At 60.7% G+C, this 22,749-nt stretch carries 24 protein-coding genes; 7 read left to right on the forward strand and 17 right to left on the reverse strand.

Annotated elements, in window-relative coordinates; translation table 11 throughout:
• Window positions 1–69: 69 nt before the first annotated feature.
• Entirely contained in the window at window positions 70–648 is a 579-nt protein-coding gene (locus VMH22_10495; protein HTW92124.1) for a hypothetical protein, read from the reverse strand.
• 627 nt (window positions 649–1,275) lie between these two features.
• Here VMH22_10495 and VMH22_10500 point away from each other — a divergent pair.
• The gene (locus tag VMH22_10500; protein ID HTW92125.1) at window positions 1,276–2,547 is read left to right on the forward strand and encodes a YncE family protein; all 1,272 of its coding nucleotides are present in this window, start codon (window positions 1,276–1,278) and stop codon (window positions 2,545–2,547) included.
• A 131-nt stretch (window positions 2,548–2,678) separates the two neighbouring features.
• Here VMH22_10500 and VMH22_10505 read toward each other — a convergent pair whose 3' ends face one another.
• Complete coding sequence (locus VMH22_10505; GenBank protein HTW92126.1) at window positions 2,679–3,134, reverse strand: response regulator; 456 nt, start codon at window positions 3,132–3,134, stop codon at window positions 2,679–2,681.
• 3 nt (window positions 3,135–3,137) lie between these two features.
• Window positions 3,138–6,395 carry a PAS domain S-box protein gene (locus VMH22_10510; GenBank protein HTW92127.1) on the reverse strand — a complete coding sequence of 1,086 codons (3,258 nt, stop codon included), beginning with the start codon at window positions 6,393–6,395 and terminating at the stop codon, window positions 3,138–3,140.
• A 251-nt stretch (window positions 6,396–6,646) separates the two neighbouring features.
• On the opposite strand from VMH22_10510, the gene VMH22_10515 reads away from it, so the two are divergent.
• The gene (locus tag VMH22_10515) at window positions 6,647–7,489 is read left to right on the forward strand and encodes a hypothetical protein (protein HTW92128.1); all 843 of its coding nucleotides are present in this window, start codon (window positions 6,647–6,649) and stop codon (window positions 7,487–7,489) included.
• An 88-nt stretch (window positions 7,490–7,577) separates the two neighbouring features.
• Here VMH22_10515 and VMH22_10520 read toward each other — a convergent pair whose 3' ends face one another.
• Entirely contained in the window at window positions 7,578–7,928 is a 351-nt protein-coding gene (locus VMH22_10520; GenBank protein ID HTW92129.1) for a DUF1801 domain-containing protein, read from the reverse strand.
• Window positions 7,929–8,340: 412 nt separating this feature from the next.
• Between VMH22_10520 and VMH22_10525 the strand changes: the two genes are divergently transcribed.
• The 4 genes from VMH22_10525 (at window position 8,341) to VMH22_10540 (ending at window position 11,719) form a co-directional block, all read left to right on the forward strand.
• Complete coding sequence (locus tag VMH22_10525; protein HTW92130.1) at window positions 8,341–8,649, forward strand: hypothetical protein; 309 nt, start codon at window positions 8,341–8,343, stop codon at window positions 8,647–8,649.
• Between the two features lie 262 nt (window positions 8,650–8,911).
• On the forward strand, window positions 8,912–9,979 hold the full coding sequence (locus VMH22_10530; GenBank protein ID HTW92131.1) for a hypothetical protein: 1,068 nt from the start codon (window positions 8,912–8,914) through the stop codon (window positions 9,977–9,979).
• 10 nt (window positions 9,980–9,989) lie between these two features.
• Window positions 9,990–10,865: a metal ABC transporter substrate-binding protein gene (locus tag VMH22_10535; protein HTW92132.1), complete on the forward strand. Its 876-nt coding sequence runs from the start codon at window positions 9,990–9,992 to the stop codon at window positions 10,863–10,865.
• Window positions 10,865–11,719: a metal ABC transporter permease gene (locus VMH22_10540; GenBank protein ID HTW92133.1), complete on the forward strand. Its 855-nt coding sequence runs from the start codon at window positions 10,865–10,867 to the stop codon at window positions 11,717–11,719. Before VMH22_10535 ends, VMH22_10540 begins: the two co-directional genes overlap by 1 nt.
• Window positions 11,720–12,210: 491 nt before the next feature.
• Here VMH22_10540 and VMH22_10545 read toward each other — a convergent pair whose 3' ends face one another.
• The 13 genes from VMH22_10545 to VMH22_10605 all read right to left on the reverse strand — a co-directional run bounded on the left by VMH22_10545 (window position 12,211) and on the right by VMH22_10605 (window position 21,854).
• Window positions 12,211–12,726 (reverse strand): hypothetical protein, encoded by a 516-nt coding sequence (locus tag VMH22_10545; protein HTW92134.1) that lies wholly within the window; start codon window positions 12,724–12,726, stop codon window positions 12,211–12,213.
• 55 nt (window positions 12,727–12,781) lie between these two features.
• The gene (locus VMH22_10550) at window positions 12,782–13,771 is read right to left on the reverse strand and encodes an ATP-grasp ribosomal peptide maturase (protein HTW92135.1); all 990 of its coding nucleotides are present in this window, start codon (window positions 13,769–13,771) and stop codon (window positions 12,782–12,784) included.
• Entirely contained in the window at window positions 13,772–13,915 is a 144-nt protein-coding gene (locus tag VMH22_10555) for a hypothetical protein (protein HTW92136.1), read from the reverse strand. It lies immediately after the preceding gene.
• 196 nt (window positions 13,916–14,111) lie between these two features.
• Window positions 14,112–14,531 (reverse strand): HNH endonuclease, encoded by a 420-nt coding sequence (locus tag VMH22_10560; GenBank protein ID HTW92137.1) that lies wholly within the window; start codon window positions 14,529–14,531, stop codon window positions 14,112–14,114.
• Between the two features lie 15 nt (window positions 14,532–14,546).
• Window positions 14,547–14,732, reverse strand: coding sequence for a hypothetical protein (locus VMH22_10565; protein HTW92138.1), 186 nt, complete (start codon window positions 14,730–14,732; stop codon window positions 14,547–14,549).
• A gap of 24 nt (window positions 14,733–14,756) precedes the next feature.
• The gene (locus VMH22_10570) at window positions 14,757–15,290 is read right to left on the reverse strand and encodes an endonuclease NucS domain-containing protein (protein HTW92139.1); all 534 of its coding nucleotides are present in this window, start codon (window positions 15,288–15,290) and stop codon (window positions 14,757–14,759) included.
• 478 nt (window positions 15,291–15,768) lie between these two features.
• On the reverse strand, window positions 15,769–17,319 hold the full coding sequence (locus VMH22_10575; GenBank protein HTW92140.1) for a DNA methyltransferase: 1,551 nt from the start codon (window positions 17,317–17,319) through the stop codon (window positions 15,769–15,771).
• Window positions 17,320–17,327: 8 nt separating this feature from the next.
• Window positions 17,328–18,194 (reverse strand): hypothetical protein, encoded by an 867-nt coding sequence (locus tag VMH22_10580; GenBank protein ID HTW92141.1) that lies wholly within the window; start codon window positions 18,192–18,194, stop codon window positions 17,328–17,330.
• Window positions 18,195–18,338: 144 nt separating this feature from the next.
• The gene (locus VMH22_10585; GenBank protein HTW92142.1) at window positions 18,339–18,653 is read right to left on the reverse strand and encodes a hypothetical protein; all 315 of its coding nucleotides are present in this window, start codon (window positions 18,651–18,653) and stop codon (window positions 18,339–18,341) included.
• Window positions 18,654–18,781: 128 nt separating this feature from the next.
• A complete protein-coding gene (locus tag VMH22_10590) occupies window positions 18,782–19,150 on the reverse strand; it encodes a hypothetical protein (GenBank protein HTW92143.1) in 369 nt (122 codons plus the stop codon).
• A gap of 745 nt (window positions 19,151–19,895) precedes the next feature.
• On the reverse strand, window positions 19,896–20,297 hold the full coding sequence (locus VMH22_10595; protein ID HTW92144.1) for an SRPBCC domain-containing protein: 402 nt from the start codon (window positions 20,295–20,297) through the stop codon (window positions 19,896–19,898).
• A 337-nt stretch (window positions 20,298–20,634) separates the two neighbouring features.
• Entirely contained in the window at window positions 20,635–21,117 is a 483-nt protein-coding gene (locus VMH22_10600) for a DUF3795 domain-containing protein (GenBank protein HTW92145.1), read from the reverse strand.
• Window positions 21,118–21,374: 257 nt separating this feature from the next.
• Complete coding sequence (locus VMH22_10605; GenBank protein ID HTW92146.1) at window positions 21,375–21,854, reverse strand: DUF3795 domain-containing protein; 480 nt, start codon at window positions 21,852–21,854, stop codon at window positions 21,375–21,377.
• Window positions 21,855–22,135: 281 nt separating this feature from the next.
• Here VMH22_10605 and msrA point away from each other — a divergent pair, with 281 nt between their 5' ends.
• The gene (msrA, locus tag VMH22_10610; GenBank protein HTW92147.1) at window positions 22,136–22,612 is read left to right on the forward strand and encodes a peptide-methionine (S)-S-oxide reductase MsrA; all 477 of its coding nucleotides are present in this window, start codon (window positions 22,136–22,138) and stop codon (window positions 22,610–22,612) included.
• Window positions 22,613–22,749 lie beyond the last annotated feature (137 nt).

Consider the following 22,749-nt stretch of genomic DNA (forward strand, 5'->3'; position numbering starts at 1 on the left):
GGTCGGATTATAGACGGGCCTGGCAGGGATATCAAGGGAGCAGGGACGTCCAGTACTTGTTGACATGAATCAGAACCTGACCGTCACCAGGCGGCACTTGACGACCGCGTGCGTCTGACGGTCCGAACTCGGCCGCATACTGAATGCAAGTGCTGGTGGCAAGACCCTGCCACCGAAGTCAGGTCCCTGGTCACCCCTCGTAGCGCCCAAAATGTAACCGATGACCGAGCCGGCAGGCGCGAGTACGCCCATGGCCACGAGACCGACACGAGGGTCCACGCTGAACGCAAGTAGCCCAAGACCCATGCCTGCAAAGGCGCCCACGTAGGCGCCTGCGGTGTGGCCGTCCACAAACAGAGCATAGCCGACCAGCGTGGCACCCCACCCGCAGCCGGCAGGATATCCCAGCCCCACCCCGAGCACCGCGCCTATGGAGAATCCATCCCAACGATAGCCCGAGGGGGCAAGCCCTGCCCCGACTAGTCCGAGGGCAATTGCTGTCCCCGCGCCAACCGCAACGCCGCAGCCGACCGATCCGCCTGCCTCACCCAGATAGTCAACCGGACGCAGCCCGTTCGACTCCTGCCCCCGCGCCGGGGCAAACAGTAGGAGCAGCACGCTTACAATGACGAACACGTCACGTGTCATCTTGTCATCCTCCCGTCTCCAGGTCCATCGTCCCTCACGGTCTCGACGCCGCACGCGCCGTGCGATTTGACTGCTTCCAATGACTCAGGGCCTCGTGCTGCCATGTGAATCGGTCTTGACAAGCCAGGCGTCTTCTTTCCCAGCGCCGCAGGAATACGTCCCGCAGGCGCTCCGGGGAATTCTATGCGGCCGGCAATGACGTGGCCGCGGTCAGGAGACTGCGCGACAGCCTGCCCTTCGTCGTCTTCGGTTCCGCCGAACTTCCTTGTCCCGCGTTCTGGAGCCGGAAGTCTCTTCCTGCAGCCGGCAACAGAGTCATCGCTGCCAGCAGCACGCAGGCCCCGGCGCGAAGGCTCTTGCTCACGAGGTCCTGTCACCGCGTACCGTCATGGCCGCCCCGAGCTTACGCCCGACTCCTCGTGATACCGGTCTGAGCCTGACTCGGTCATGTCCGGATTGTAGAGTTCGCGGGCCGGCGTGTCAAACCGATCGATGGCCAAACGGGCCGGATGGACGGCGACCTGACTAGCTTGACAAGGAGCGCGCGCAAAACTACACTAACCTTGCTTCAAGGGCAGAAGCAGCAGTTACGACCATGCAAGTCTTGTTGAGCCGATCGGAGGTAAGGTGAACCGTCTGACCGCGTTAGTGCCGCTGGCAGCCGCGATCACGTTGGTGGCGGGCTGCCGCAACCAGCCGCTCACGCCCGAGGCGCCCAAAGGGCCGTCGAGCGGGATGATCGACCAGATCTACGAGTTCTCAACAGTCACAGGCAGCCAATCGCCCGAAATGGTGGCCTACCGGTTCTACTGGGGCGACGGAGACACATCCGAGTGGTCGGAGTTCGTGCCGCCCAGGATATCGGTCTCAAGAAGCCACGCGTGGCGCTCGCCGGGCAACTACTCGGTACGTGCAGAGGCGAGGGATCTGCTCAGCGGGGTCAAGAGCGACTGGAGCACGCCGGCCTTCATTCTGATAAAGGGACAGAGCCCGGACACTTATCCGGCGACAGTCCGTGCCACGGTTCCGACGTCCGAGAATCTGGTTTGTCCGCCTAACACCGATAATGTCTATGTAACCGGCGAATGGGATGACGCCATCTATGTCATCCGGACCTCGGATAACGTCCTGGCCCAGACTCTCCGCCTACGGTGCGGTCCCACGCAGATAGCGTGCAGTCCCAACGGCGATCGGGTCTACATCGGCAGTTCGGATGAAGTCTACCGCGACCATCCGCACCGCCTCTATTCGCTTCGCACCTCCAGCAATACCTTTGTTGACAGTGTCGATTTGCTCGGCAACCCGCAGGGCGTCGCGTGCCTCCCGAACGGTCAGTACATCTACGTTTCGCTCGGCGACTCCACCAACAAGGTGGCGGTCGTCCGCGCATCGGATTTCTCGGTGGTCACCGATGTTCCGGTGGGCAGTGAACCCGGCGGCATCACCGCCCTGCCCAGCGGTCAGTACGTTTACGTCGCCTGCACCAACTCCCGGTTCGTCTACGTTATCCGCACCTCGGACAACACGGTCGCGAAGACCATCGATGCCGGGAGCGGCGTCAATCGGCTCGCGGCCCTGCCCAGCGGCGAGTACGTTTACGTGACCAGGTTCGAGACCGGGGCCCCGGTAATGGTAGTGCGCACATCCGATAACACCGTCGTGGACAGCATACCGTTGGCCAAGGGGCGGAGGTGCGGCATTGCGGTGCTGCCCGGCGGACGCTACGTATACGTGACCAACCGCGACGCAAACTGCGTGGATATCATCCGGACTTCGGACAACAAGGTCGTTTCGACGGTCGCGGTCGGCAACATCCCCAACGATGCGGCCTGCCTTCCGGACGGCTCGGGTTTGTACGTTGCCAACCGCGGCAGTTCGGTAACATACATAGGCTTCTAGAATACGAGGACAGGTAACTCCGTCCCGGCGCCGCCCGGGACGGAGTATCCGTCACGCCGCGCCCAGCGGATTCCGGTGATTTCCGTACCGCGCAGCGTTTGAGCCATCAATCCACGCTGGCCGGTGTCGGGCTACTGGGTTGGCGGCGGTTCGTTGATGGCCAGCCAGTAGAGGCCGAGCTGGCGGAGTGCCTCGACGAACAGCTCGAACTTGACCGGCTTCCGCACGTAGCTGTTGGCCCCGAGCTGGTAACCGCGAATCAGGTCTTCTTCGAGGTTCGAGGACGTAAGGATCGCTACCGGCATCAGCCGCGTGCGTTTGTCCGCCCGGATGCGCTCGAGGACCGTCAGGCCGTCAACCTTGGGTAATTTCAGGTCGAGCAGAGTGATTGCAGGAAAGTCGGCCGGATTCCGCCCTTCGTACCTGCCGCGGCCGAAGACGTAGTTGAGCGCATCCGCTCCGTCGCGGCACACGACAACCTGGTTGCTGATCCCGCCCTTGGCGAGAGCCCGGAGCGTCAGTTCCTCGTCGTCCGGGTTGTCTTCGACCAGCAGGATGACCTTGTCGCGGTTCTTGTCGTTGTCCATCTGTTATCCCTCCTTCGGAGTGTCGAGTGCCGATTCCCGGATTTCGGGCATCGAGCCTCGATCCGCTGTTGCCGGTTCGAGCGTGAACCAGCAGGTTGTACCCTTCTCGACACCGCCTTCGATCCATACCCTTCCGCCGTGACGCCCCACGATGCGCTGCACGATGGTCAACCCGATACCGGAGCCGGGGAACTCCCGCTCGGTATGCAGGCGCTGGAACGGGGCGAAGACCTTGTCGACGTAGGCCATGTCGAAGCCCGCACCGTCGTCGCGCACGAACCAGATCCGTTCGCGGTCGGCGAGCGTCTGGCCGAACTCGATGCGCGCCGTCGCGTGCTGGGACGTGAACTTCCAGGCGTTGCTCAACAGGTTCTGCAGCGCCAGCGAAACCAGGGTCCGGTCGGCGAGCGCGGTGAGGCCGTCCGGGATCATGAACTCCACCTTCCGGTCCGGGGCGGCACGCCTCAACTCGGCAGCGATGTTGCGGGCAAGCTGACTCATGTCGACGGGCTTCCGTTCGATCGGCATACGGGCGATGCGGGCGAGGCCGAGCAGGTTGTCAATCAATCCTTCCATCCGCCGGGCCGCTGCCGTCACCCGGAAGAGGTCGTCGCGCGCGCGCGCGTTGAGTTCGGGCCCCGCGTCCTCAGCCAGCGCCTGCGTGAACCCGTCAATCGCCCGCAGCGGCGCGCGCAGGTCGTGTGAGGCCGAGTAGGAGAACGCCTCCAGTTCGCGGTTCGCCGCCTCGAGCTCGGCGGTCCGCTCGTGCACCAGTTCCTCGAGGTGGTCGCGGTGCCGGGCCAGTTCATCGGCGTCGCGCCGGTGCTGGATCGCGATAGCGGCTTGATTGACAAATGCCTCGACGGCTTCCGGGTCGTGGACTTCCGCGCCTCGGCGCATCAGGAAGTTCAGCGTGCCCAGAATCCGACCCCGCCAGTGAATGCCTATCGCATATGTGCCACCGATGTCGAATGTCCTCTCGATGGTCCGTGCCAGGCCTTTGCGCAACTGACCGTAGGCGAGACCCCTGATGCCGTCCTCGAACCTCAGCAGCTTCTCAGAAGCATACTCGGGCCGATGTTCCTGGGCGAGCGTAAACTCCGTGCCAATCGGGTTTCGGCCCAGGACTTTGAGAACGGTCTCCAGACGGGCGCCGATGCCGGCGACGGCGCGGACCGTAAACCGGTCAGCCGCTTCGTCGTAGGAGTTGACGATGACATAGGCCTTGCCGATCAGTCGGTGCAGACGGTCAGCGACGTACTGATAGATGTCGGCGTCGCGACCGAGCTGGATAAACCCGACGGCGGTGTCGCGGAGCAGTGCGGTATCATCGAGGTGCTGCCGTTCGCGCAGCTCGGCCAGCTTGTGTTCGGTAATGTCGGTGTTGGTACCGAACCACTTCACCGTGTGGCCCTCGGCATTGCTCAACCGTACCGCACGAGTATCAAACCATCGGTACTCGCCGTCGCGGCGGCGGATTCTGAACTCGACGTGGAAGGTTGAGCCGGAAGTCACCGCGGCGTTCCAGGCAGCGACGGTTGGTCCGCGGTCATCAGGATGGAGCTGTTCCAACCAGCCGAACCCGAGCTGCGGCTCAGCCGGAATGCCGGTGTATTCCACCCACTGCTCGTTGAGGAAGTCGCACGGCCCGTCCGGCGCACACGTCCAGACAAGTTGTGGCAGCGAATTGGCCAGTTGCCGGAAGCGGCTCTCGCTCTCGCGCAGGGCGGTTTCGGTCCGCAGGCGTTCGGTAATGTCGCGCAGGAAAACAAGCCGGGCCGGGCGTCCGTCATCGCCGGTCACCCGCACATCCTGGATGTCATAGGTGATCTCGCCGCTCGGTATGGTGTACTCCCGCCGCGTCGTCTCGCCGGCAAGGACCTTGGGGTTGGGGCAGTCCGGACACGGTTCGGGCCTGCCCATGAGGTACTCATAGCACTTGCGGCCATTGACCGGTCCGGCGCGGGAGAGCAGCGCCGGGTTGACGTACTGGATTACGCAGTCCTGGCCGACAAGGTACACGCCGTCCGGCATCGCATCGAGGATGCGCCGCAGCCGGTCTCGCTCGGCCTCCACCTGCAGTCGGTGCTGCCGCCTCTCGGTGACGTCGCGGAAGATGGCGAACGTCCCGAGGAACCTGCCCCGGGCGTCCTGCTGCGGCGAAGCGGTGACCAGGGTGGTCCGCTTCGTTCCGTCCGGGCGTGTGATATCGAGGTTGTATGTGTCGGTCTCACCGTTCCGTCGACGCGCGGTCTGCTGGCGGACTACGTCTGCCTGCTTGAGGTCGAGGAACTCAAGTACCTTGCGGCCGACGAGGCCGCCGCGGGGGAGTCCGAACAGCTCGTCCGCGGCCCGGTTCGCGAAGGAGAAGCGCTCCTCTATATCGGTCATCCCGATTCCCTCGCCCATGTCCTCGACGAGCCGGCGGTACCGTGCCTCGCTGTCGGCCAGCGCCGCATCAGTCCGCTTGCGGTCGGAGATGTCGCGCACGGTCGCCTGCAGTATCCGCTGGCCGCGAAAGACCATCGGCGTGAGCAGCACGTCGGCCGGGAAGACCGAGCCATCGGCCCGCTGGTGGAGCCACTCGAAGTGGTTGCGGCCCTCGCGGAGCGCAATCGCGATCTTCTCATCGGCGGCAGCGCGCGAATCCCGGCCGTCGGCCTGACAGGGCGGCGAGACATCGGCCGGGTGCTTGCCGAGGAACTCCTCGCGGGTCGAGTACCCGAACACTCTCAGCGTAGCCGGATTGCAGTCGAAGAACTTGTCGGCCGTGAGCAGCATGATGGCGTCGCTCGAGGACTCGAACAGACTGCGGTACTTGAGTTCGCTCTCGGCCAGCGCCGCTTCGACCCGTTTGCGTCTGGTGATATTCCTGACGAGGATAGTCAGGCCGGTCACTTTGCCGCTGGCAGTGCGGACCGGATTCCAATCGAATTCACCCCAGTTGACACCGCCGGGCCGAGACTCGACGGTGGTGAAGCTCTCCCCGGCGAGCGCCCGGTTCATGCTCCACTGCATCATCTCCCTGGCCTGGGGGACACTCATGAAACTGAGCGGGCACATGCCGCGCTTGATGTCCACGCCATGGTGCTTCTTCATCTCCTGCCGGTGGCAGGCGTTGAACGATGTGTAACGATAGCTGCGGTCGAGGGTGAGGATTTGAGTGTCGGTCGGGCTTTCAGTAAGCGCCCGCAGGATGGTGTCCTGGCGGCGCGGTTTCGGTGTGGTTCGTTTCGGCTTGGGGTTACGCCTAACGGGCATGGCCACGATTCTCCATGCGGCTCCGACGAGGGACGCGGGCATCAGGCTTGGGTACGTTCACATCGGCCATCCTTCTGCTTGACTTCAGAATAACACCCGTCGCAAGAGGGTCAAGCGATTACGCGGACGGCAGGAAAGCTCGACCGGCGCGGCATCCCCGGAGTTGGCATGTCACGCTGAATACCAACCTGCGGTTTTGAGTCTAATATAGTTGGATGTCCGTCCGACAAGCACCTAAAACCGGAGGTCTGATGTTTCGACACCGTCATCTTCTGCTGATTCCGTTGCTTGCCGTCCTGTCGCCGGCGGCGGGCTCGTGGCTGAACAACCCTGACAATTCCTACGAAGTGCGATTCTCTGCCGAAGCCGGTCTCATCGGCGCGCTCAAGAACACCATCCAGTTCGGCAAACAGGGTACGCAGTTCAACTACGTTGCCGATGGGGGACAGGATATTCTGTTCCCGTTCCGCCGGATGTCGGCCGAGCTGCACCTCAAACCGCGGCACACCATTATCCTCCTGTACCAGCCCATCGACCTGAGGACCGAGACCTACCTCACCAAGCCGCTCGTGGTCGACACTGATACCTTCCCGGCCGGCACTCCAATGGACCTGCGCTACGGGTTCGACTTCTACCGGATAAGCTACCAGTACGACTTCTGGCCTCAGCCGGACCGGGAACTGGCCGTCGGGTTGTCGCTGCAGGTACGCGACGCAGCGATATCGTTCGCCACAAAGGACGGGAGCCGGGTCCGAGTCTACGACGACGTCGGGCCGGTGCCGATTCTCCGGTTCCGCGGTCGCCTGCCGCTGGCCGGCAAGTCGTGGGCCGGCGCGGAAGTCGACGGATTCTACGCACAGGGCAAGGTCGTCACCGGCAGCACCAACGTTCAGTCGGCCTTCCGCGGCGCGATTCTCGACGCCTCGCTCCGCTACGGCCTGAGCCTGAACCAGTCGGTCGACGCCTTCGTCAACCTCCGCTACATCGGCGGCGGCGCATCCGGACAGCAGAACGTGCCGCAATACCGCGGCGACGGCTACACCGACAACTGGCTGGGCACCGTCGACTTCGGCATCGGCCTGTACCTCAAGTAGCGACGGCCGGAAGACAATCGCGGGCAGGCTTTAGCCTGCCCGCTCCTTTTCCTGTGCGTTGGAGCGAGTCAGCCGTGGGCTGTGTGAACTACTGGCCAGCTTTCGACTTGTTCAGGGCCGCAGCGGCGCGGATGAGGGCCTTCAGCGCTTTCTCGTTCAGCTTGTCGCCCTCGTGGAAGTCGATAGCGCGCCTTACCGTTCCTTCCTGGGTGAACAAATGGTCCGGGTCGTCCAAAGAAGCGCCCTTGGCGAAGGTCATCTTCACGTGGTCCTTGTACGTCTCGCCGGTGCATATCATCCCGTCGTGCGACCAGACTGGCGTCCCTCTCCACTTCCACTCTTCGACCACTCCCGGTACCGCCTCCTTGATCAGGGTGCGGAGCCGGGACAGCAACTCGCCCCTCCAGTCACCCAGCTCCTCGATTCTCGCTTCTATCATCTCGGATGCAGGCTCGGCTTTCTTCGATGGGCTCTTCTTCGCGCCATCTCCGCTTCTCCCAGGCGTCATGCCCTCCTCCTCTTCTGACTGTTATTCACCGATTCCATCTAGGAAGGTTAGACAGCGCCCGCGCCGACATGGGTTCCCCTTCACCAACCGCCGTCGGGCGACGGCTGAGATTGCTCTACTACAGCCTGGTCACTGGAACTTGGAAACTGGTCACTCGCGGCCGCCGGCCGCGCTGTGCCTTGACATTGCTCCGTAATAGGTGACTGTTCCTCCCAGAAGGGCTCTCTCTCTGCCGAGCCACCCTGGGTGAGTCAGACGAATCGAAGGGCCTCTCACGGCTGGTAACCGCGCCGCCGGTGCGGCAGCTGTTGACTTTCAGCCTTCCTCTGTATACAGTCGAAAGATGCTCTTGGTCGCCCGGCGCAGCGCCCTACGCTATGCTGTCGTTCGGCTTGCGGTTTGCTTCTTCGCGTTCTTCGTCGTCGCAGTCCCGGCGCTGGTCGTAGTGACTCACCATCATGACGATGGGAAGGAGCACGGCGACTGCCCGATATGCCAATTCGTCGCGGCCCCGTCTGTCCCCGCCGTAATCACGTCGTTCACACAGCCCGAGATTACCTGCGCGGAAGAGACTCCGGTCCTGGTCTGCGAGTCGCCATGTCTGGTTCTTGACTTCAGCCCTGACGCACCACGGGCTCCACCGCCCTTCTGACCTACTGACAACCGTCCGCAACCAAGTCTGAGAATTGCCGGGAAACCGGCATGTTATGGCATGCCCAAGGAGGACGAGGTGTCCGTCTTACGACCATTCCGAATTCTCTTGCTGGCGGCCGCAGTTCAGCCGGCCGCGGTAGAATCGGCCTGCACGCCGCTCGGGCAGGACGCCGATAACTCGTCTCTGTCTGCGGTCGGCGACGTCGCCGGTCGCTACTGCCTCGCTGAATCTGGGTATGCCATCGAAAAAGGAGAATTCCATGACATTGAGAAGAACCGCTTTCCCTTTCCTGATTCTGTTTCTGTTGCTTACTTTCACAGCCCGGGCCGGGGTGGTTAATCCGGACATCTCGGTTATCGGACAAATGCGTACTTTCATGACCGACGACCCGGCGGACTCCAACCGCAACCGGATACAGATGAGTCTGGACGAGACCGAGGCGGAGTTCGATGCCGCCCTCAATCCCTTCGCCCATGGGACCGTAATCCTCTCCGTCCTCGACGGAGGGATCGATGTGGAAGAAGCTTACCTCCAGATCCCGCACAGCCTTCCCTTAGGGTTGGCGCTTAAGGCCGGCAAGTACCGGGTAGGGTTCGGCAAGCTGAATCCCGCCCATCCCCATACCTATCCCTTCATTGACCGCTTCCGGGTGCTCGCGGCCTACCTGCCCGGGGAGGAGTCCTTCGACGAGACCGGAGTCCAACTTTCCTACCGCCTGCCTATGCCCGGAGACCTCTCATCTACGCTGTCCGGAGACTTGCTTCAGGGAAGCACGTTCCATCCCCAGGAAGCTAGTCTGTCCCGCCCGGCCTGGCTGGGGCGGTGGGAGAACTTCTTCATGCTCGGGGACGAGTCCTCGATGGAGATGGGCCTGTCCGCGACCCAAGGCGTGAACGACGTCGCGCTCGATGCCAAGACCTCGATCTTCGGGGCGGACGCCAAGGCCAAGCTCTGGCTCACGCCGCTTAACGTGCTCGTGCTCCAGGCCGAGGGCCTCCTGCTGGACAAGGGATTCGCCACGCTCGATTCCGCAACCGGAGCAGTCAGCCGGACGACGCTTCTCCCTTTCGGAGGCTACGCGTTCGCGGACTACACCTGGAAGAAGAAGTACGATGCCGGAGTGAAGTATGAGCGTTTTCAAAGGCCGGTCGCGGGCAAGCCGTGGGACCAGTCGATAGGCCTCTTCGCGGGATTCGGCCTGATGGAGGAGACCACCCTGTTCCGCTTTGCCTGGGACCGGTTCTTCCCCGGCGGGGCCAAGTCCTACAATACCTACACCGTTCAGATCCTGTTTTCTATGGGCCCACACAAAGCCCATCAATTCTAAGGAGGACAATATGAAGAAGATACTTTGGCTCTTGACCTCTCTGCTTTTCCTGGCCGGTTCCGAGGCCTATGCCAAGCTGACCGTGGCGGCCTCGCTGCCGGACCTGGCCTCGATCGCGGCCTATGTTGGGGGTGATCGGGTGAGCGCCTTTTCCATCGCCCGCCCCAACGCCGATCCCCATTCCGTCGAAGTGCTTCCGTCCTACATGGTTCGGGTGTCCCGGGCGGACGTTTACCTGAAGGTAGGCATGAGCCTCGACCAGTGGGCCGACCAGATCATCGACGGCTCCCGGAACGGCAGGATAAGAATCGTGGACTGCTCCAATGGGATCGCGGTGCTCGAGAAGCCCGGCAAGGTGGACGCCTCGTTGGGCGATGTCCATCCCGAGGGCAATCCGCATTACTGGCTGGACCCCGAGAACGGGATGCTGGTCGCCCAGACCATCGCCGATGCTCTGACTGCTGCGGATCCCTCCGGGGCTGCAACGTACAGCGCCAACCTGGACCGTTTCAAGGCCGAGGTCACCCGGAAAATGGCTGTCTGGAAGGTTACTGCTGCGGCCATCCCGAATCGAACGATCTTGACCTACCATTCCTCCTGGCCCTATTTTGCCCAGGCGTTCGGATTCACGATCCCGGCTCACATCGAGCCCATACCGGGCATCCCGCCCAATGCCGGGCACCTGGCCCACCTGGTGAAGATCATCAAGGAACAGCAAGTGACCGCGGTCATCTCAGAGCCTTATTACTCGGACGACGCGGCCAACTTTCTCGCCCGCGAGACCGGCGTCAAGTTGTTCAAGATCACCCCGTCCTGCGCGGACGCCTCACCCAATTCCTACCTGGACCACTTCCAGCAGATCTTCGACGCCCTGAAGGGAAATTGATGAGCGTCTTCGCAGCTTTCTCCTATCCTTTCATGTGGTGGGCCCTGGCAGCCTCCCTGGTCCTGGCTGGAATCCACGCCTACCTCGGGTTCCATATCGTGAAGCGCGGCGTGATCTTCGTGGACCTGTCCCTGGCCCAGATGGCCGCCATGGGCCTGGCCATCGCGATCCTGCTCCATCTGGAGGAGCACCCCCTGGCGAACTACCTGCTGCCCGTGGGCGCCACGCTGATCGGGGCCGTGCTCTTCGCATGGCTGCGTCATCTCGAACACCGGGTGCCGCTCGAGGCCTTCATCGGAATCGTCTTCGCGACGGCCCAGGCCGCGGTGCTGCTCATCCTGGAGAAGGCTCCCTCGGGCACCGAGCATCTCAAGGAGACCCTGGTCGGAAGCATCTTCACGGTCGAGCCTTCAGCGGTCCTGAAGACAGCGGCTATCTACGCCGGAATCGGGCTGCTCCACTTCCTGGTCCGCAAGCCCCTGTTCGAGATCACCAACAACCCGGGGAAAGCGCGCGAACAGGGACGGAACCTGTTCGGCTGGGACGTCCTGTTCTACGGGACCTTCGGGATCGTCGTAACCAGCTCGGTGCGGATTGCCGGGGTGCTCCTGGTCTTCGCCTTCCTGGTCATACCGGCCGTGGCCGGGATCCTGGCCTCGGAGCGCACCGGGGTCCGTCTTGCCGTAGGCTGGGCCTTCGGGTTCCTGTGTTCCATCGTCGGGCTGCTGGCCGCGTTCAGCTTGAATACCCCTGCGGCCCCGACCATCCTCGTGGTCCTCACGCTGGCCCTGTCAGTCCACGGAGCCTTGACACCTCTGATCCGGAAGGTTCTCAGGGCAAACGGAGGAGTTTGATATAGAGCACCCATCGTCTCCCGGGTCTGAAATAGAGGGGGGCGACTTCGCAGCCGCCCCTCTCACATCACCGGTCGGGAATTCCGGGGACAGGACAAAAGAGGGACGCCATATTTCTGGCTTCCGTCAAGGCCGGGCTGGTTCGGACCGCATCGCGAGGCGTGCGTTGGCGGCTCTCGGTTCACCGCTCGCGGCTTCGACGGCGGGCAGGAACAGGCCAATGTAGAGGTCGAGGTTCAGGTTGAGGTTGAGGGCGGAGCGGGCCGCAGCCGGTGCGGGCGGGGACGGCTGATGGCCCACGGCTCACGGCCTGCCGCTCCGATTCCAACGATGGACGATGGACGCACCGTCGGACAGGGGCCTGCCCGCGCGGCAGCAGGCGGGCCGCTGAGGCCAAGAACGATGCGCTGTCAGACAGGGCCTGCCGGAGCCAACGGCCCTCGGCGTGTCAATAATCATTTGCTGTCCCCCGAATCCCCTTGTAGGCGAACTCACGATGGCAGCAGAATCAGCGACAAGGCCAACGCGCAGACTGATATGACGCCTGCCACGAACCATGCCAGCGCGCAGTTCACCTTCGTGGCTTTGCGATTCACGATGTCGAAGTTGTTCTTGTAGGCAGCTAGCCTGATTGCGGCTAGCTTTCTTGGCGATTCCATCCCTTCCTCCGACACTAGTCTCACGAGTTCGTCTTCGTCCATGCGCTGAAGTCCCGTAGCGCCAAGCGACGACAGGGAAAGGAAGGTCGCCACAATAAAAGTCCCGATGCAGGCAATAAAGGGCAGACCGCGAACCAACCAGAAGACCGCAGTCTGCCACGGGCATTCCATCCCCACCGGACGTACCAGAGCGGGCCACCTTAGCGCGACCAAGGACAGCACTAAACCGCACGCGCCCATCAAAGCAATGCCCTTACTTGTCCAACCGTCGGAGCGGGTCAGTTCGTGGTCGTACAGCAGCCGGAACTCGTCATCCAGAATGCGGAGTAGCGCAGGATCGGTAGGCATTCGTTCCTCGAAGTCCCGATATGTCGGCTTTGGGGACTGCGCCCTTCCTTGCCGCCTACACACGGGCTCTCCCTTGTCTGCTCCTTGAGAGCAAGAACTCTGCCATGTACCTCGTCATACCGTTTCTCAGTTCAAGGTCTAGCCAAGCCCATTGTCCATTCGGATTGTTCTCTAGGAACACGTACTCGTGTTTCGGAGTGACCACAAAGTCCATAGCAGAGAACTGAAGCCCATACCATTCCACGAACTGGCGGCATTTGGCCGCTACCTCGTCTGGCAACTCAAGCTCGAAGTATCGCAGCCCCTGGCAGTTGTTTCTGCGCCAATCTACCTTGGACGATGCGCTAGCTTGGCTGTCAATGCCCACGGCAAAGATTCGTTCGCCAATTATGGTGACCCGAACTTCATATAGCTTGGGTACGTACTCCTGAAAGAGGCAGGGCGAGAACGCCACCAGGTCGATGTTGGAGACGTCCGCCTGAGTAACGACCGAGGTGTATATGAGCTCAAGCTTGCCATCCGGACACTCGACCGCGCCCGACTTCAGTGGTTTCACGATTCTCTCGCTGCCGCCCGACACGCAGAACCGCCTTGCTGCTTGTGGGTCGGTCGTAACGAGTGTATCAGGAACTGCGAATCCGACCTCCTGGGCGGCGGCGAGCTGAAGTAGTTTGTCATTCGCGCGTCGGATCACGTCGGGACTACTGACCCAAAACGAGCGCGCCAACACGCGGTAGAACCCACTCAACATGGCCTCGCACTCCTGCCGTGCGAAGGAGCGGGCCTGCTCATCCACGACCGCCGGCGATACAGATGGTGGATTAGGTTTGCGGAACCAGACGGTCTCGATGGAGTCCAGAGGAACGTCACCGTGGACTGTATGCAGTAGACCAGTTGCTGTTCCCCCTGAGTAGCGGAGTTCGACCGCGGCCGATGATGGGTAGCTCTCAGTGTTGAGACGGATGAATCTGCCGCCCAGGACGTTCAGTTCCGCCACGACGAGGTCCGCAGTGACGTCGTCACTGCCCGTGACAATAAGCAGCATCTAGTCGGTGTCGCGGCCTTCGCGTATTACGTGAGTGACGGTTGAGGTACCATACGGTTTCTTGGGATCCTTGCTGCTTAGCTCGGGCTCACAGGGCTCTCGCTTGGTGAAGCACAGAGGCTCTTTGCTCTCGTCAGTCTTCATCGTCGTTCTCCTTGCACACTTCTGTTGCGGTCATTGTGAAAGTATCGCGGCTTGGTGCAGTGGCACCGTCATCCGGGCCGGACTTGACCGGTTCCTTCTTGGCGAAGACAAGTGGGATCGGTTGCTTCTCTGGCTCTCCCGTAATCATGGACCTCCCTTCTGGCATGCTGCCAGTAGCTCGCAACAGATGGAATCGCTACTCATCCGGGTCAATGCTGTGGCCTATGCCGGCACCAATCGCGGCTCCACCTGCGGCACCCAGTGGCCCCAAGATGGCACCGACTGCGCCGCCGATGACGCCGCCTATCACAGCGTTGCGGCTCTTTATCTGCTTCTTCTTGTCCTTGGATAGCGGTGCCTTCGTGTGGCCGTGGGCCGCGCGCACCGTTCGCGACCCCTTATCTTGCTTACTCGTATTGCAGTGAATGCAGGCCGGATACAAGTTGTTCCGGTGATCTGTCCCGCCTCGGGCCTGCGCTACCGAGTGATCTATGTGCCACGACATTCTCGCACCAGTAGCACCGTAGTTCTTGAGGCTTAGCTTCTTACGGCACAGATGGCAGTGCCCGTCGGTACGTCTATAGACCCATTCTATCGTCTCTTCATCGAAAGCCATGGCTTCTCCTTGTGGTCATGCCACCGTGCCCTCCACAATCCTGACTTCCTCATCCATCAGACCGTATAGTTCATACACCAGCGCGTCGATGGCCTTGTCGGTGACGGCGGTCTGCCGCTGGAGGGATTCCTGCTCATGCGGCGTCTTTGTACTTGGCGGGTGATAGTGCATGTCCAGCATCCGCTCGACCAAGCTGACCACCTTTTCATGCCGGGCCTGGTACGGTTAGCTGTCGCTGGCGCGTCGGGCCTCCTCCTCGGTCACAATCTGGAACTGTAGCCTGTAGTAGACGACGCTGATAGAGGGGTTCGCTGCCACCGCGTACTTGAGCTTCCTGTCGAACTGCCGCGCGACGATCACGCCTCGCACGTCACTGGTGCCGGCCAAATGCTGTTTGATCCAGCCCATGTATCTTGACACTTGCCCCACTGCGCTGTCTGACGCCCTGTCGAGTTTCAATTCGACTACCACGAAGTCACCGTTAGGACGGACACAAAGGAGGTCTATCTCGCCGACGTCGGTCGGGTACTGCCTTCCGGCGCGGCCGGACGCATCCTTGTAGAGCTTCAGGCCGTTCTCAATCGCCTCGACATCACTCGCGACGACATCCTCAAGCTCGTTCTCGATCCGCGCGACGAACTCCCTCTGGCCCCTGCTTTCCTCTGCGACAGCATTGGCCTCCTTGGGTCGCGCTCCCAGCCTCTCGATGTGTACGATGCACTCGCCGGGGTTCACCTGTTCCTGACTGTCGAACCTCACGAGCAAGGTCGCTCCTGCCGAAATGTGACTTTCCCTGTAGAATCGCTGGAGGCGTTCGATCGCCGAAGGCTTGCTCCTGTGAGCGTTGAAGGAACGGCCCTCCCCGTCAATGACTGTCATTTTCCTAGGTTTCGTGGGCAAGCTCCGGCCGTGCGTGGCGCCATCGTTGTCCCTCAGATTCAAATGCCCGCCTTTGACCTCGTTTTCCGTTACTGTTCGCTGGAACTCAACCATATGCTGTTTGCCTCCTTGAGTCTGTCCTATCCATCAGCACAACCTATGATCCGTCGCGGCAATCTGGCGCTGGAGCGATTCGTGCTCGTGCGGCGTCTTGGCTTTGGGCAAGTCCTTGTGCAGCTTCAGCATCGTCTCGACCAGTCCGACCATCCTGTCACGCCGCGCCTTGACGGCCTCGTTGAAGGGCCTGACTACCCTGGTCCATCCCAGTTACGCTGCAACACGTTGGAATCCGTGTGTCCTAACTCCTCCCACGGTCGGCGACACGGAACTCCTGTTCGTCCCAGATTGGACCGTCACTTGAACGGCCCGCCCTTGACCAGAGGTGCCTCGCTTGGTCGTAGTGCCACCCGCGCTCCTCCAGCAGCGCAGCGAATTCCTGCTTGCTGACCTTGAGCTCATCGATGATGCCCCTTCTCCAAGCTTCAACGACGATGCGATTGAAAAGGTACTCCCCGTATAGAACCGGGTGGTCTAGCTCCGACAACACCTCGTCAACCATGCCCTCCAAGTGGACAGACTTAGTCATTATGGCGGCAGTCTTGCCATGGGTGCGCCCCTTGAAGAACGTGAGAATGAGCTCGCCGGCCAAGACTGATTCCCGGTTCTTCTTCTTGTGCATCGACCAGATTGGATCACCGACCTGTGATACCGCTGCACGGAGCGACGCACCCGAGTCGCGGGCTGCATCGAGGATGGACCGGAAGTAGGAGACATTCCAGTGTTGGAATACGACCGACATCCAACGCCTGTTCTTCAACATGGCAAACGTGGCCACTGTGCTCTGGTACAGTTGATCAGTGTAGTGTTCCTCGGAGAAGTCCCTCTCACCTCCAACGATAAGCTCCTTGTCGCGCGCATCTCCACTGGGAAGCATACCCAGCCACACATTCCACAGGCAAGATAGGTCCAAGTAGGAGATATGGCCGCCATATGGTGGGTCGGTAAAGATGTAGTCGACTTTCCCCTTGAGTTCTCGCTGGAGGTCGACAACGTCCTCGCTGAAGCAGAGGAATCGGCCTCGCCATCCCTTGGTCGATCTCTTCATTTCGATCGCGTCTACTAGCTCCCTTCGAGCTGCCATGACTCCGCGGAATCGGTTCTGAAACACGGACCACGGGTCTAGTTCTACTGGACGTCGCGCCACCTTGTACCGGTAGATGCTGAAGATGCTGGACCCTCCTCGGGACTCAGCCCGCCCGTTTGTCGATATGAACGTCCTATTCAGTCGGGAGAGCGTTCCAGACCACGCCAGCATGAGCAAGGATTTGGCCGGACCTTCGATGGCGTCGATCGCGTGTTTGAGAACCGCGAGCGAACGAAGCTGCCCCAATGTGAAGAGCTCGTGATACGTCGAGACATCCGCGTTCTTTGGCAGGGGCACGTTTGGCGGGAGGAGGATATCCGGAGGTAGAGACGGAGTTCGTGTCGTGGCGCGCATGTCTTTCAGCACGCCGCGGCACTGCTCCTCAACGTGGGTGAATGCGGCTGCGGCCTGGCCCGCTGATACGTCTGGGAGATGCACCAGGCTCTCGACGATGAAATTCGCAAGCGGGTTTATGTCATTATGGATGCCGGTGCGATTCTCTAGATATGCCTCAACCGCAGTGACTCCGGAACCTCCAAAGGGATCGAGAACGACATCTCCCTCTTTGGAGTAGTGCAGGATGTAGTCTCTCACGACGTTGTATGGCCTTCTAGTGAAGTAGGGGTGGACGCCGTAGTGCCGTTTGGCTTCTTGCCTCGCGGCTGGGATTCGCCTCGTGATCGGGCAAATGCTATCGTACCGCATGTAGCGGCTTAGAGTCCCTTGGCAAGCGCCCCGACAGCCTGGAGCTCAATCACGTCAATGTTCTTCGGAACCTTGGCTAGGTCGTGGACAGCACAGAGGATCACGGCGCGGGATAGCTCATCTTTCCCGTACTTCTCCATCTGGTACTTAAACCCACTGCTATGTCGTTTGACCTCAACGGGGACATCGTATTCTGGGTAACCATCGAACTGGAATTTGCTTCTGCAGTCGTAGCCTTTGCCCACGTATGGGCCCAATGAGCAACCGAGCTGAGCAAGCGGGCCGTAAGCACGCAGGATGTCCGGTTCCTGAATATGGGGGACCTTCTTGACATGGTCATTAGCGATGGACGCTATCTGCCGGAGGGCCCACGAAACGAGACCTCTACCCTCTTTGGCCAGCACGTATTCAAGCTGTTCACGCCAGAAAGAACTCACGTAGTGGGTCGTAAGAGTGAGCGGGCGCTCTGCGGCCTTAAGAGGCTTGGCGCGGCGGCCGCCGACTTGGCGGTAGGCCGCGGGGGTTAGGTAAAACGCATCGTCAATGATCTCGATATCAACGTCAATTCTCTCGAAATCGTCGGTGGACAAGCAGTACCAACTACGGATTGACTCGCCAATGCTCTCCCCGGTCGTGCCTTGCTGAATTCTGTCATGTCCGACTCGGCCGGGAACAACCCGTCTCTTCTTGTCTAGCTTATGGTAGGCTCCTACTGCAGAGAATGTCGTCTTGGTAGCCCCGTAGGGAGTGACGAGTGCGACCGGGACAGCACCCTTCTTACGCAGGTATGTCTTGACCACTTCCGAAAGGTCATGGAAGTAGTACTGAGGCCCGCCGCTCTTGAGGCTTTCCCGTTTAGTCTGTTGAAGGTGCATCAGCGTTCCGGGTCTATTCGCCGTCCGGGCGGCGAGAACGGACGGGACTCGCCCATCAGGCAAGGAACGCTCTGAAGCGTCATCCAGCAGCCCGCGTTTCTACAGGTTCAATCATTGCTCAGTATGGCAACGCTGAAGTGCAAGTCAACAGTTTGACGTCAGTGGCAACCACCGACGATCGGGACGCATTAGCGCTAGCCGTGCATCCGCGACCTTGATCGACTCTTCGTGGATCACCGGCTTGAAGACTTCGGTCAGGCCGGCCTTGTTGGCGACGTCCCAGCCGAGGGACTCATGAGGCGAAGTCCGAATGACGAAGGACGAATGACGAATGGACAGACTCGGACCGGAAGATACGCGGAGTTGTTCTTCTTTGTAGTCTGGGGACAGGAAGACCTTGCGGTCGCGTTCGAACCGCTCGACGAGGTCAGCCACCAGTGCGGGAGGAGACGCTCCCATGGAGGCTCAAGGATATTGTCCGGCGAAGCGAAGTCAAGCCGACGCGGACAGGCAGGACGGTTGGCTCGGGACACGATCCCAATTCCCCGGCGGAATTGGGTCATGTCCCTGCGGACGGGCCGGCGGCGCTAGGGTTCGGGCTGGACGCTGCAGACTTCCCGCTGGATCGCAAGGAGCACGTCCTCGTCGAGGCCGCGGGCCTTCCACTTGTTGCGCAGGACCTCGGCCGCAAGCTGCAGGCTGTGGCCGTCGATGTCCTGCTCGCGCGAGTACTTCCAAAGCTGCCGGCCGAAACTGAGGTAGGGGACGTAGAGGATGGTGCTGACCGACTTGCCGTTCAGGACCTGTTTGACCTTGGTATCATTGGCGAGCATGGCGGTCATCGCCGTCTGGTATCTGGCCTGCATGTCCGGCCGCATCTCATCGAGTGTGGCTTTGATGCGCTCGGTGTTGTACTTCACGTTCCAACTCGTGAATCGCTTCATCTTGTCCGGCATCTGTATTCTCCTTTCATCTCGGGCTGCTGATTCCGGTCCGTTGCGAGCCTCAGCCGCCGGCCGAGACCGAAGTCAGCCACAGCTATTGTACACTACGTTCTGCATCAAGCAATAGCCAGATTGGCTTTCCGACTCAACTTCCAGCTTGGTAACTAGCCAGCAAAGGTGACTTATATTCCGCAAATGCGAGAGTTATAGCATGAACCATTGCTGATACTAGCCCTGAGATTGGCATTCGGTAGACCGTCCCCCGGACGGTCTAGTAGACGGTATGGTAGACGGTCTATGAGATGGACTAGAGGTATGACTGAGGGTAGGTGTAATCAACGGTATAGTGGTGCATCCGATGGTATGTCTATCAGTCCGTCATGCGGTTGGTTCAGTGGTATGACTGCATGTTGGTGCGATGGATAGTATATGGGTTCCTCCATTGCACGTTCTGGTAGACGTTTCACATGACCTGCCGGTGATCTGTCTAGTATATAGTCCGAATGATGGTCTATCGATTGGTCTAGTAGATGCTGGCTTACTGGCCGAGGCGAAGGTCAGCTAGCGTGGATATGCGGGGTCGGCTGATGGCTCATTCGACATGTCGAGTCGGCCATGCGTGCGATTCTGTGTCGAGAGGGCGGAATGAGGTCAGGCTGAAATCAGGGACGCGAACTCAAGCCGGCGTCCGCGTGAGCGAGCTGCTCGAAGTCTGAGTGCCCCGCCGAGTGTATGACGCTTTGCCGGTTCGAGTCGGCTATTTGGCCAGGGCCAGCTTGAGCGGCTCCCAGTAGTACTCGCGCCAGCCGTCCTTGATTTCGCCGTACGCGGCCGCGGGTACGCCGGAGTGGAGGAAGTCGAGTCGGGTCCCGCCCTTTGTCTTGGTGAACGTGAACCTGACCGACGAGTAGTAGCCTTTGGGCCAGTCATCGTCGTTGCCTCGCCATCCCTGAAGTATGAGCTTGCCCTTCACGAGTTCCAGGTTCATTCCTTCGATCCATCCGTCGCCGGCGTTGAACTTGCCGCCGACCTTGCGGCTGATGACCGCCTTCGAGCCGGTGAACTGCGAGTGCTTCTTGGAGTCCATCAGCCATTCGTATAGTTCGTGGGGCGTCGCGCCTTTGAAGGTTACCTGCTGTCTGATTGTCTTGGTCTTCATGTTGACTCCTCATTACCGTTCCGGCCGTGTCTGTCCTCCCGCGTGGTTCGTTCCCTCTCCCTTGCACGGGAGAGGGCAGGGGTGAGGGTGGCATTAGTTCGTGGGCTCCTCACCCCAACCCTCTCCTCAGTGAGGAGAGGGAGTAGGGCCGAGGCTATCTTGTTCGTGTCTTGGTGGCGAATGCGCATCAGATCGGGGGGTCGAGTGTGATCTGCGAGGGATGGAGGGATAGAGTGTTCAGCCTTGGCGTTCTTGGCGACCTTGGCGGTTTTCCTCTCCGTTCCATGTGTTCGTGTCTTAGTGTCTTTGTGGTAAGGTCCGGTCCCGTTTCCTCGCCTCACTTGTCCGGGACGGTGTACGGCTGGCAGCGGATGTCGCAGTAGCAGAAGCCGGTCCTGGCCCGGGCTTCCTGTTCCTTGAGCCATTTGTTCAGGCCAATTCTCTTCAGTCGCTTGCCGTCCGCGATCAGCGTGACGTAGCTCTTGCCGAGTCGGTTGATGCGCGCGCACGGCCAGTCACGGCAGTCGACGCAGAGGTCCGTCTTGCGGTGCTGCGCGCACTGCCTGATGTCGCAGGATTCCGGGCCGCCGCAGAAGGGCGGCGCGCCTTCGGTCCGGCAGCCCGGGCAGGACTTTTCCGGGTCGGCAATCCGGTTGAGGAATTGCCAGAACTCCTTGAAGTCTTTGACCTCGCCGCCGAGGGAATCCCAGCCACCGTTGGCCATTGTCCGCCGCAGTGCCTGCGCCTGTTGCGGCATGCGGTTGCGCGAGGAGCAGAGGCCGCAGTAGATGCCGCAGGGAGCGAGGAGACGTAGCTTCAAGGACGCGGAAGAATTCCTAATTCTCAATTCCTAATTCCTAGTTCGGGCTGCGAATCCTCTTCGTGTCTTTGTGGTGGAAGCCGGAGGGACAGAGTGTTCGGGCTTGGCCGCCTTGGCGGTTCTCAACCTCGGGGTCTGGGGTTCAGGGGTTCTGGGGTTCGAGCGAATCTGCGTCATCTGCGGTTGACCCATCCGCATCCGTACTTCTGACTTCCAGCTTCTGACATCTGACATCTGACTTCGTTTTCTCCTTCGCCTCACTTGTCCGGGACGGTGTACGGGTGGCAGCGGATGTCGCAGTAGCAGAAGCCGGTCCTGGCTCGGGCTTCTTGTTCCTTCAGCCACTTGGCGATCCCGATACGCTTGTGCCGCTGGGAGTCGGGAATCAGGTTGACATAGCCCGCGGCCAATCCTTCAATGCGGTGGCAGGGCCACTCTTTGCACTCGATGCAGAGGTCGAGACCCTTTGCGCGGGCGCACTTCCGGATTCCGCAGAATGGCGGGCCACCGCCCTGGCGGCAGCCGGGACAGGACTTCTCGGCAGTGGAGATGCCGTCGAGGAACTTCCAGAACTCCTTGAATCCAGGAACTGGGCCGCCCCAGTCTTCCCAGCCTTCCGTTCGCATGCTGTCCCCGAGCGCCGCCGCCTGTTTGGGAATCCGGCCACGCGAGGAGCAGAGGTCGCAGTGGAGCCCGCAGTAAGTCACGAGCTTCAGGTCATCTTTCTTCTTCGCCATGTCTTCCTTTCAGTCACTGGTTTGCTGTCTGTCACCCCGACGCCCATGGAGGGGTCTCGTCCGGGCGGGATTTCTCCTTGGCCGCGGCGGCCCCTGTCGGACAGTGCGTCGGACTCAGTCGAAATGACAGCGGCTGCTGATTCTTGCGAGTCTGGCGGCCCATTGCATCAGTCTAATACTGTATGCGGAGCATTCAAGTCATATTGGCAGTCGCGGCCATCCTGGCCTGCGGCGCAAGACAATCAACACAAGTTAAGATTAGCGACCCAAAGGAGTTGCCGATGAAAACCGACACCGCGACGTTCGCCGCGGGCTGTTTCTGGGGAGTTCAGGCCGAGTTTGATAAGGTTAAGGGTGTCGTGCAGACTACCGTCGGATACACCGGCGGACATACCGAGAAGCCGACCTACAAGGACGTCTGTTCGGACACCACCGGGCACGCCGAAGCCGTGGAGGTTGTATTCGACCCGGCGGTCGTGACGTACGAGCAATTGCTGGACAAGTTCTGGTCCTCGCACGACCCGACCACGCCGAATCAGCAGGGACCTGATTTCGGGTCGCAATATCGTTCAGTGATTTTCTATCATTCGCCGGGCCAGGAGTCTGCCGCTGTCGCATCGAAGGACAAGCTGACCAAGGCGCACGCGTTCCCGAGGCCGATCGTGACCGAGATTGTTCCGGCCGCGACGTTCTGGCGTGCAGAAGAATATCACCAGAAGTACTTCCAGAAGCACGGCGGAGGGAGTTGCCATATCTGAGGAGTCGGATAGTCCAGAATTCAGAGACCAGAGTCCAGAGTTCAGAATTCCGAGGCTTGAATTCTGGATTCTGATTTCTGGATTCTGGATTCTGAATTGTCCGGTTCCTCATTTGACTCCCTTGGTCTGATTCCCTA

This window comes from bacterium, assembly GCA_035505375.1.
Classification (GTDB): Bacteria; Hydrothermota; Tepidihabitantia; order Tepidihabitantales; family Tepidihabitantaceae; genus UBA2258.